Source organism: uncultured Prevotella sp. (assembly GCF_946407605.1).
In the GTDB taxonomy this organism is placed as follows: Bacteria; Bacteroidota; Bacteroidia; order Bacteroidales; family Bacteroidaceae; genus Prevotella.
On the sequence record NZ_CAMJOS010000024.1, the window covers coordinates 44,954 to 55,214 of the forward strand.

Annotated in this window: 11 protein-coding genes and 1 tRNA gene; 11 read left to right on the forward strand and 1 reads right to left on the reverse strand. The window is 52.1% G+C overall.

Features of this window, described 5'->3' with window-relative positions; all coding sequences use genetic code 11:
* Nucleotides 1–104 precede the first annotated feature (104 nt).
* The 4 genes from Q0R57_RS10540 to rpe all read left to right on the forward strand — a co-directional run bounded on the left by Q0R57_RS10540 (nucleotide 105) and on the right by rpe (nucleotide 4,247).
* Nucleotides 105–545 (forward strand): hypothetical protein, encoded by a 441-nt coding sequence (locus Q0R57_RS10540; RefSeq protein WP_294747174.1) that lies wholly within the window; start codon nucleotides 105–107, stop codon nucleotides 543–545.
* A gap of 7 nt (nucleotides 546–552) precedes the next feature.
* A complete protein-coding gene (locus Q0R57_RS10545; protein WP_294747176.1) occupies nucleotides 553–2,373 on the forward strand; it encodes a chloride channel protein in 1,821 nt (606 codons plus the stop codon).
* A 29-nt stretch (nucleotides 2,374–2,402) separates the two neighbouring features.
* On the forward strand, nucleotides 2,403–3,386 hold the full coding sequence (fmt, locus tag Q0R57_RS10550) for a methionyl-tRNA formyltransferase (RefSeq protein ID WP_294747179.1): 984 nt from the start codon (nucleotides 2,403–2,405) through the stop codon (nucleotides 3,384–3,386).
* Between the two features lie 213 nt (nucleotides 3,387–3,599).
* Entirely contained in the window at nucleotides 3,600–4,247 is a 648-nt protein-coding gene (gene rpe / locus Q0R57_RS10555; protein WP_294747182.1) for a ribulose-phosphate 3-epimerase, read from the forward strand.
* Nucleotides 4,248–4,316: 69 nt separating this feature from the next.
* Here the strand turns inward: rpe and Q0R57_RS10560 are convergent, their stop codons facing one another.
* Nucleotides 4,317–4,916 (reverse strand): sigma-70 family RNA polymerase sigma factor, encoded by a 600-nt coding sequence (locus tag Q0R57_RS10560; protein WP_294747184.1) that lies wholly within the window; start codon nucleotides 4,914–4,916, stop codon nucleotides 4,317–4,319.
* A 172-nt stretch (nucleotides 4,917–5,088) separates the two neighbouring features.
* Here Q0R57_RS10560 and Q0R57_RS10565 point away from each other — a divergent pair, with 172 nt between their 5' ends.
* From Q0R57_RS10565 to Q0R57_RS10595, 7 genes are all read left to right on the forward strand, one after another.
* Nucleotides 5,089–5,985 carry a patatin family protein gene (locus Q0R57_RS10565; protein ID WP_294747186.1) on the forward strand — a complete coding sequence of 299 codons (897 nt, stop codon included), beginning with the start codon at nucleotides 5,089–5,091 and terminating at the stop codon, nucleotides 5,983–5,985.
* 2 nt (nucleotides 5,986–5,987) lie between these two features.
* Nucleotides 5,988–6,674, forward strand: coding sequence for a tRNA (guanosine(37)-N1)-methyltransferase TrmD (trmD, locus tag Q0R57_RS10570; protein WP_294747188.1), 687 nt, complete (start codon nucleotides 5,988–5,990; stop codon nucleotides 6,672–6,674).
* A 60-nt stretch (nucleotides 6,675–6,734) separates the two neighbouring features.
* Nucleotides 6,735–7,481, forward strand: coding sequence for a polyphosphate polymerase domain-containing protein (locus Q0R57_RS10575; protein ID WP_294747190.1), 747 nt, complete (start codon nucleotides 6,735–6,737; stop codon nucleotides 7,479–7,481).
* A 36-nt stretch (nucleotides 7,482–7,517) separates the two neighbouring features.
* A complete protein-coding gene (locus tag Q0R57_RS10580; protein WP_294747192.1) occupies nucleotides 7,518–8,195 on the forward strand; it encodes a DUF4956 domain-containing protein in 678 nt (225 codons plus the stop codon).
* The gene (locus Q0R57_RS10585; protein ID WP_294747194.1) at nucleotides 8,180–8,926 is read left to right on the forward strand and encodes a DUF2490 domain-containing protein; all 747 of its coding nucleotides are present in this window, start codon (nucleotides 8,180–8,182) and stop codon (nucleotides 8,924–8,926) included. The genes Q0R57_RS10580 and Q0R57_RS10585 overlap by 16 nt, the downstream gene beginning before the upstream one ends.
* A gap of 15 nt (nucleotides 8,927–8,941) precedes the next feature.
* Nucleotides 8,942–10,087, forward strand: coding sequence for a carbohydrate-binding domain-containing protein (locus tag Q0R57_RS10590; protein ID WP_294747197.1), 1,146 nt, complete (start codon nucleotides 8,942–8,944; stop codon nucleotides 10,085–10,087).
* 100 nt (nucleotides 10,088–10,187) lie between these two features.
* Nucleotides 10,188–10,260, forward strand: a tRNA-Lys gene (locus Q0R57_RS10595).
* The last annotated feature ends 1 nt before the right edge of the window (nucleotide 10,261 follow it).

Sequence of the window (10,261 nt, forward strand, 5' to 3'; positions counted from 1 at the left end):
TATAAGGAAGAATAATGTTACTTTTTTTTGAAATTTATGTCTATTCGCTTGCAAATACAAATCTTTTTTGATACTTTTGCACGAAAAATAGAGAGAAAGCGTATATGAAAGCAACAGAACAAACACTCCAACAAATAGGGAGAGCCTTCAGAAAAGTGTCTGAGAAGTTCCCCAAAGACCAGGAAGCATCGGTGCTGACCGACATACACATCAGGGTGGTTCAGGAAACAGGCGAGATGCTGTTCTTTGACGATGACGACAAGGAACTGAACCGTTGTGTGATAGAGCAATGGATGGACAACAAGGATGACGACTTCTACGAGTCGGTCACCACGATACTGCGCAATGGTATCGAAGCCGATAAGGACTTGTTGGAGAACTTATCCATTTTGAAACCCTACGCTTTTGTGCTGGAAGACGATGACCGTGAGGCAGTTGCCGAGCTCTATGTGGTTGACGACGACACGGTGATTATCGATACAGAACTGATGAAGGACCTGGACAAGGACCTGGACGATTTCTTCGAGAACTTGCTGAAATCATAAGCTGACGATGGCAGATTCTTCTATCGATATTTCTTCTGCATCATCAGCTCCCACATGGTTTGTGCGCCTGCATGAGTGGCGTGAACAGCATATCAGCGAACGGATGTTCGTGCTGATACTGGCCTTCTTTGTAGGTTTCTTCTGTGCGGTGGCAGCCTTCGTGCTCCACTGGATTATCAATCAGATTGTCTATCTGCTGACCAGCTCGTTCGATGCTGGCTCTTCCAACTGGCTCTATCTGGTCTATCCTGTGGTGGGTATCTATCTCACCTCGCTGTTTGTGCGCTATGTGGTCAAGGACAACATCTCGCACGGCATCACCCGCATCCTTTATGCCATTAGTCAGAACCGTTCCAGACTGAAGTCGCACAACACCTGGTCGAGTGTCATCGCCTCGGCCATCACTATCGGCTTTGGTGGTTCTGTGGGTGCTGAGGCACCTATCGTGCTGACGGGCTCGGCTATTGGCTCGAACTTAGGAAAACTGTTCAAGATGGACAGCAAGACGTTGATGCTGTTGGTGGGCTGTGGTGCCGCAGGTGCTATCGCTGGTATCTTCAAGGCCCCTATAGCCGGACTGGTGTTTACCCTTGAAGTGCTGATGATTGACCTGACGATGGCCTCGCTGATGCCTATCCTCGTCAGCTGTGTGACGGCAGCCTGCTTCACCTATATCTTTAGTGGCGACGCGGCGCTGTTCACCTTCCATCTCGACAATGCGTGGACGGTAGAGCGCATTCCTGGATGTATATTGCTGGGCGTGTTCTGCGGACTGGTGAGCCTCTATTTCATCCGTACCATGGGCTTCTGCGAGGATATCTTCGCACGCTTCAAAGACAAACCCTATGTGAAGTTGGTGATTGGCGGCACCCTGTTGAGCTTGCTCATCTATCTGTTCCCCTCGCTCTATGGCGAAGGCTACGGACCTATCAACTTGCTGTTGAATGGTGCCTCTGAGGCCGACTGGGCACCAATCCTGAATAACTCACTCTTCTCTGGACAGGCCGAGATGTTGCTGCCATATATCGCGCTGGTGTTGCTCACCAAGGTGTTTGCCACCTCGGCTACTAATGGTGGTGGCGGCTGTGGTGGTACGTTTGCACCTTCGTTGTTTATTGGTTGCTTCAGCGGCTTCTTCTTCTCGCGCTTCTGGAATGTCAACGAGATTGGTACCTATCTGCCTGAGAAGAACTTTGCCCTCATGGGTATGGCTGGCGTGATGTCGGGAGTGATGCATGCGCCGCTGACGGGTATTTTTCTCATTGCTGAGCTCACAGGCGGCTACTCGCTCTTCCTGCCGCTGATGATAGTCTCTGTTTGCTCCTATCTCACCATCATCCTGTTCGAGCCTCACAGCATCTACAGCTCGCGTCTGGCTAAGCAGGGCAAGCTCATCACGCACAACACAGACCATGCTGTGCTGACGCTGATGCAGCTTGACAGCGTGATAGACCGTGATTATATGACTGTAGGCCCAGATACTGACCTGGCTGATATTGTTCGTAAGATCAGTCAGACACGCAGTCGTGTGGTGCCTGTTGTCGATGCTGCGGGTACTTTGTTGGGCGAGATCGACATTGCCAAAATCAGAAATATCGTGTTCCGTACAGAACTATACCACCATTTTACTGCCAGTCAGCTAATGCAGGAACCGTCTGCCGTGCTGAGCGACCAGTCGCCTATGTCTGAGGTGATGAAGACCTTCGAGAACACCCAGGCCTCGTGGCTTCCTGTGCTCGATCAGGAGAAACACCTGACGGGCTACATCTCTCGCCGTCGCGTATATACGCAGTACAGAAAGATGGTGGCTGATATGAGTGAAGACTAAGCCGTTTAGTCTTAAAAGTAAAGAAAGATATGAATAAAAGTGATTTGAGAATCGTGTTCATGGGCACACCCGAGTTTGCGGTGGAGACCCTGAAGGCATTGGTTGATAACCAATATAATGTGGTGGCTGTGGTCACTCAGCCCGATAAACCCGTAGGCCGTCATCAGAACGAGCTGCAGCCCTCAGAGGTGAAGAAGTTCGCCCTGGAGCATAACCTGCCCGTGCTGCAGCCAGAGAAGATGAAAGACCCTGCCTTCGTGGAAACGTTGCGTTCGTACCAGGCCAACCTGCAGGTGGTGGTAGCTTTCCGCATGTTGCCCGAGGTGGTGTGGGCCATGCCGCAATACGGCACCTTCAACGTTCATGCCGCTTTGCTGCCACAGTATCGTGGTGCAGCACCCATCAATTGGGCCGTCATCAATGGTGAGACGGAGACAGGTGTGACCACCTTCTTCCTGGACCACGACATCGACACGGGCCGCATCATTATGAAGAAGCATTTCCCCATTCCCGACGATGCCAACGTGGAATATGTCTATGACGGACTGATGCACTTAGGAGCCGAGATTTGTCTCGACACCCTCGAAGCTATCATCGCCGCCGACGGTCAACCAAAGACGATAGCGCAAGACGATTCTTCACTCTTCACTCTTCACTCTTCACTCAATTCTGCTCCCAAAATCTTCAAGGAGACCTGTCAGATTAACTGGCACCAAAACGCAAAGAAAGTCTATGACTTCGTTCGCGGCTTGTCACCTTATCCTGGCGCCTGGACCACCCTCCGCGATGCCGATGGCCGCGACACGGTACTCAAGATATTCCGCACCACCAAGACTGCCGAGAATGCTGGCGTTGGGGTAGGGACGCTGCGTGCCGATCGCAAGCACCTCTATATAGCCTGCGATGACTGCTGGCTGCAGGTTGACGAGTTGCAGATGGCTGGTAAGAAACGCATGGATGCCCAGGCTTTTCTGAACGGGATGAAAGATATTGAAAATTATTCTGTGGTTTGATATAATAAACTGCAAGGCGTTGCGTTACTATAATGTAACAAGTAACATTAAAAGCAAATGCCTATGCAGATTTTTACCTACGAAGAGATGAATCCGAGTAAGAAAACGATTGAGTTGATCAAGCAGATTGCATACACTTATCGTGTCTCGAACCAGCAGGCGTATTGTCTGAACTAACAGATGTAAAGTCTGAATTTAAAGCAAACAAAGAACATGACGATTGTTTCACCTTCGCTTCTGGCGGCCGACTTCCTGCATCTCGACCGTGACATAGAAATGATTAATCGCAGCGAGGCCGACTGGCTGCATCTCGACGTGATGGACGGCACGTTCGTCCCTAACATCTCCTTTGGTTTTCCTGTCCTTGAGGCTGTGGCCAAGGCCTGCAAGAAGCCCCTCGACGTGCACTATATGATTGAGAAGCCTGAGCGCTACATCAGTCAGACGGCCCGTCTTGGCGCCATGATGATGAATGTGCATCAGGAGGCTTGCGTCCATCTGCATCGCACCGTTCAGGAGATTCACCAGGCTGGCATGAAGGCTGGTGTCACGTTGAACCCCAGCACACCTGTCAGCGTGCTCGAGGATATCATCTGCGATGTCGATATGGTGCTGTTGATGAGTGTGAACCCAGGCTTTGGTGGTCAGACGTTTATCGAGAACACCATCCAGAAGGTACAGCGCTTGCGCCGTCTCATCAGCGAGAGTGGTTCAAAGGCCCTCATCGAGGTCGATGGTGGCGTGCAGGGTGAAACAGCTCCGCGTCTTGTTCAGGCTGGTGTCGATGTCTTGGTTAGCGGCAGCTACGTCTTCAAGGCAAAAGACCCCGAAGGAACAATCCGTTCTCTCAGGGCGCTTTAAACTCGTCGTTATTTCGTTATTTCGTTATAACGACATTTCGTTATTACGACATTTCGAAATTTCGAAAATTTATCCACAAAGTGCCAGTTCAATCTGGTAGTCCTTTGCCATGCGGCGCAGGTTGATGAGTGCGTAGCGCATGCGGCCCAGCGATGTGTTGATGCTGACACCTGTCAGGTCGGCAATCTCTTTGAACGACAGCTGCTGGTAGTAACGCATATATACCACCTCGCGCTGGGCTGCTGGCAACTGGTCCACCATTCTCTTGATGTCTATCAGCACCTGCTCGTTCACCATTTCCGTCTCCTTACAGATGTCCATCACCGATGCGCTCTTCAGGTTCTGAAGGTTGTTGTCTTCGTTCACCTCGGTGATGTGGTTCGACTGCTGCTGGCGATACCAGTCCATGATGCAGTTGTGGGCGATGCGTGAAATCCAGAACTGGAACTTACCTGAATCGGTGTATTGTCCCTGCTGCAGCTTGGTGATGGCCTTGACAAACGTCTCTTGGAAGATATCGTCAGCCACATCATGATCGCGAACCACGAACATGATATAGGTGAACAACTTTGACTGTGTGCGACTCAATAACTCATCGAACGCACGATTGTTGCCTTGAACGTAGAGTAATGCCAACTGTTCGTCGGATACTCCTTCAAAATTCTTCATATTCTTTAATTTTAATTATGAAGTAAATTTTGTTTCGATAGGCAATAATTTTGGTTTTTATGAGTTATTACTAAGAATTATCGGGTGCAAAAGTAAGTAAAATAATTCTAACGACCAAATATTTTTCAAAAAAAATGCGTAATTTTGCAATCCCTTACCTCTTATTATATATATGGAGTATCCAAAAACCCACAGTATGACCAATGATGAGCGACCCTCTAAAAAGTGCGGACTGGTGCTTGAAGGCGGCGCCTTTCGTGGTCTGTTCACGGCTGGTATCATCGACGTGATGATGCAGCACGACATCTGGCCCGACGCCATGATTGGCGTGTCGGCAGGTGCTGCCTTCGGATGCAACTATAAGTCGCGCCAGCCTGGTCGCGCCTTGCGGTATAATAAGCGGTTCGCACGCGATGGCCGTTATAGTGGCATGCACTCGTTGTTTACCACAGGCAATTATTTCAACGCCGACTTTGGCTATCATGTCATACCCCGTCAGTACGACGTGTTCGACGATGATGCCTTCAACCACAATCCGATGGCGTTCTATGCCGTCTGTACCGATGTGGAGACGGGTCAGCCTGTGTATAAGCTGCTCAACGAGGTCACCGATACCACCTACGACTGGATTCGTGCCTCGGCCTCTATGCCTTTGCTCTCAAAGGTGATTGAGCTCGAAGGCTATAAGCTGCTCGACGGAGGCATTGCCGACTCCATACCCCTGCAGCATTTCGAGCACCTGGGCTATCAGCATAACGTGGTTATCCTCACCCAGCCCCAAGGCTATCGCAAGACGCATAATAAGCTCATGCCCCTCATGCGCCTGTTCTTGCGCAAGTATCCCAACCTGCTCGAGGCCCTCGACCAGCGCCACCTGATGTACAACGCCCAGCTCGACTATGTGTCTGAGGCCGAGCACGCAGGCCGTTGTCTGGTCATCCGTCCCGATGCGCCGCTGCCCATTGGTCATGTGTCTCACAATCCTGACGAGATGCAGCGCGTCTATGACATTGGTCGTGCTATGGGCGAGCGTCAACTGGAGAATATCAAAACATTTTATAACAAATAGAAATGCGAATAGACATTATCACCGTATTGCCCGAGATGATCGAGGGCTTTGTACACGAAAGCATCCTGGCCCGTGCCGAGAAGAAAGGGCTGGCAGAGATACATCTTCACAACCTGCGCGACTACACACTCGATAAATGGCGCCGTGTTGACGATTACCCCTATGGCGGTTCGGCAGGCATGGTGATGCAATGCGAACCCATAGACCGCTGCATCAGCGCCCTGAAGGCTGAGCGCGACTACGACGAGGTCATCTTCACCTCGCCCGATGGTGAGCGCTTCGACCAGCACATGGCCAACGAACTGTCGCTCAAGGGTAACCTCATCATCCTGGCAGGCCACTATAAAGGCATCGACCAGCGTGTGCGCGATCATCTCATCACCCGCGAGATCAGCATTGGCGACTTCGTCCTTACTGGTGGCGAGCTGGTGGCAGCCATGATTGCCGATGCCGTGGTGCGTGTGGTGCCTGGCGTCATTGGCGACGAGCAGAGTGCGCTGTCTGACTGTTTTCAGGACGACCTGCTGGCAGCGCCTATCTACACCCGTCCAGCTGACTACAAGGGCTGGAAGGTGCCCGACATCCTGTTGAGCGGCAACGAGGCCAAGATTCGCGACTGGGAACTGGAGCAGGCCATCGAGCGTACCAAGCGCCTCCGTCCAGAACTTCTTAAGAAAGTTCCCAAATAATTTGCTTATTTGTGGGAAAATGTGTAATTTTGCCACCAAAACGATAACTAAAGACTTTTTATGGACCATTTATTGGCATCTTTTGCCCCAATCACCTTGGCCGAAATGAGTAGTGTGAAGCTGATGAATCGCACGGATACGAAGTTCGTCACCACGCTTCCCAAGCTTATGCAACTGCTCAAGATGGCACAGGACGACTACTACGCCCAGGAGATTGACGGCGAGCGAAACATGCTATACGATACCACCTATTTCGATACCAACGACTACGCCATGTATCGTCAGCACCAGTGCGGTCACACCAACCGCCAGAAGATTCGCTTCCGCACCTACGTCAGCAGTCATCTACAGTTCATGGAGGTGAAGACCAAGAACAATCACGGACGCACCAAGAAGAAGCGTATCGAGGTGACTGACATGGACTTAACCGATGTTGGTAAAAGAGAATTCTTAGCCTCGCACCTGCACTTCGATGTCGATACGCTGATACCCCACATGCACAATTATTTCCGACGCATCACCCTGGTCAACAAAGCCAAGACCGAACGTCTCACCATCGACACCGCCCTGCAGTTTCATAATATGCAGACCAACGTTGACCGCGACATGGGCCCTCTGGTCATCATCGAGCTGAAACGCGACGGACTGGTCTTCTCGCCTGTGCTCGAGATGCTGCGCCAGTTGCACATCCATCCCCACGGCTTCAGCAAATACTGCATGGGAGCCGCACTCACCAACCAGCAGTTGCCCGTCCACCGCTTCAAGAAGAAGCTGCGCGATGTGGAACGCATACTCAGCAAGCAATAACCCCAACAAGCAAATAAACATAAAACAATATTAATAATGGATTACCTGATTTCTTTCTTTTCTGGAGACTTTGGTTTCGCACTTCTCCGTTTCTTAGTGTGCATCGTCGTTAACTGGGTCATCATCGACCGCCTCTACTACAAGAAGGCCCGTCGCCGCGACTTCTACTTCACGTTCATGCTCATCTCCGTCGCCATCTTCTTCCTCGTCTATTTCATGATGGGAATGGACCGCGGCAAGGCCACCATGGGCGTAGGTCTCGGACTCTTCGGCATCTTCAGCATCATGCGTTATCGTACCGACACCATGCCCGTACGCGAGATGACATACCTTTTTATTATAGTATGCCTCTCAGTGGTCCACGCTATGGTTGATATCGAGAGCACGCCTGACGTGCTGGGCGACTTCCTCCGCCTCTTCATCATCGACGTCATCACCGTCATCGCCATCTTCGTGTGCGAGAGCCACCTGAAGATTATGAACACCAAGCTTATCCAGTACGACCGTCCCGAGCTCTGCAAGCCCGAGAACAAGGAAAAGCTCATTGCCGACCTTGAGGAGCGTACAGGTCTGAAAATTAAGAAGGTAGAAGTGGGAGGCATCGACTTCCTGAAAGACTCTGTGGTGCTGCGCGTTACCTACGATGGCAACGGCAAGGCTAATGAGGTTGATGGTCAGTACACAGTTCGCAAGTCGCAATGGAGAAACGTCTAATCACCCTCTTGCTGCTGCTCTTCGCCACCCATGCAGGTCTCCTAGCCCAGAGCAATGATTTCGGTATGTGGTACGAGTTGTCAGCCGAGAAAAAACTGTCTAAGCAGTGGAGTGGGGGCGTAGAGGCCATGTACCGCTCACGTAACAATGCTCGCACAGGCGACCGCTGGAGCGTTGCTGTGGATGCCGAGTATAAGATTGTGAAGAAGCTCAAGGCCTCGGCAGGCTACGCCTTCCTGCGCGATAACTTCAAGGAGGAGATGGACCTGAAGAGCGACGGTTTCCGCTACAACAAGTGGACGCCCAGCTACTGGGGCACGCGCCATCGCTTTCACGTCGACCTCAGCGGCTCCTACGATATTGGTCGCTTCAGCCTCTCGCTGCGCGAACGCTGGCAGTACACTTATCGCCCTGAAGCCGAGGGTAAGAAATACGACTTCGATGAGGAGGCGTGGAAGCCCGTCAAGGGCAAGGGCAAGCATGTGTGGCGCAACCGCCTGCAGGTGGAGTACGACATCGCCCAGTGTAAGTTCGACCCCTTTGCCAATGTCGAGATGTTTGTCGACGACAGCGGCATCCAGAAGATGCGCTATCAGGTGGGCGTCGACTATAAGTATCGCAGGCAGCACACCTTCTCGCTCACCTATCGCTATCAGAAGGTCAATTCCGACGACGATGACTTCGAAGTCAGCAGCCATCTGCTGGGTCTCAGTTACAAATACAAGTTCTAACCCCCACCATTCATCATGAAGAAACTCTCAACGCTTCTGCTGGCTGCACTCGCTTTCGTGGCCTGCTCTAACGACGATAACTACACATGGGACGACAATTTTGCCGACCGCACCAATACCGACACCATCCTTATTGCCATCAACTATCAGGGCGACCAGGTCACCGTCGAGGGCGACGCCTGGGGCTATGTCAGCGCCAGCGGTGCCCACGTCACCGTCAAGTCCTCGGCCAACCGTTTCCTGCAGCTGCAGCTCAGCGGCACCACTACCGATGGCTCGCTGCTCATCTATAGCTGGAAGAAAGTCGGTGTGCTGCTCAATGGCGTTAGCATCACCAATCCTCATGGCCCTGCCATCAACAACCAGTGCGGCAAGTCGTTCATCGTCACCACAGCCCCCAATACTGTCAACACCCTGGCCGACGGTGCCGAATATCAGATGGCTCTCGGACTCAAGGGCGACACTATCTCGCAGAAGGCCACCCTCTTTAGCGAGGGACAGATATACCTGCGCGGCACAGGCACCCTACAGGTCAACGCACAGGCTAAGAACGGCATTGCCAGCGATGACTTTATCGTCGTCGAGGGCGGCACCATCAACGTCAACGTGGCTGCCACAGGCAGCAATGGCATCAAGACCAACGACGGCTTCACCATCAATGGCGGCACCCTTACTGTCAGCGTGGCTGCCAAGGGCGCACGCGGCATCAAGAACGATGCACGCACCACTATTGCAGGCGGCACCACCACTATCACCACCACTGGCGACTGCCTCATCGAGACCGTCGATGGCATCACCGACACCACCTCGTGTGCCGGCATCCGTTGCGATAGCCTCTTCCAGATGACGGCCGGTCAGCTCACCATCACCAGCAGCGGCGATGGCGGCAAGGGCATCAATTCCGATCAGCAAGTGCTGTTCCAGGGCGGCAAACTCCTTGTCACCACCACTGGTGGCAATCAGTTGGGTAAGCCCAAGGCTGTCAAGGCCAGCAATGGCATCATTGTCAGCGGCGGCACCTTCCAGGCCTCTTGCCTCAAAAGCTGGGCGTGCGACAACGGCAGCGACAGCGACGAGCCCGAAGACCACATCACCGTCAATGGCACTCCCACCACCAAAATCATTCAAAAACGCAATGTCCACATAGCATATTCTGAATGAAACAGCCTTTTTTGCTGGTGCAGAACAAAAAAGTACGAAAAAAGTTTGGAGGTCTCACGAAAAGTTAGTACCTTTGCACCCGCTTAAGCCAAAAGGCGATGCACCCGTAGCTCAGTTGGTAGAGCACCTGACTCTTAATCAGGGTGTCCAGGGTTCGAGCCCCTGCGGGTGTAC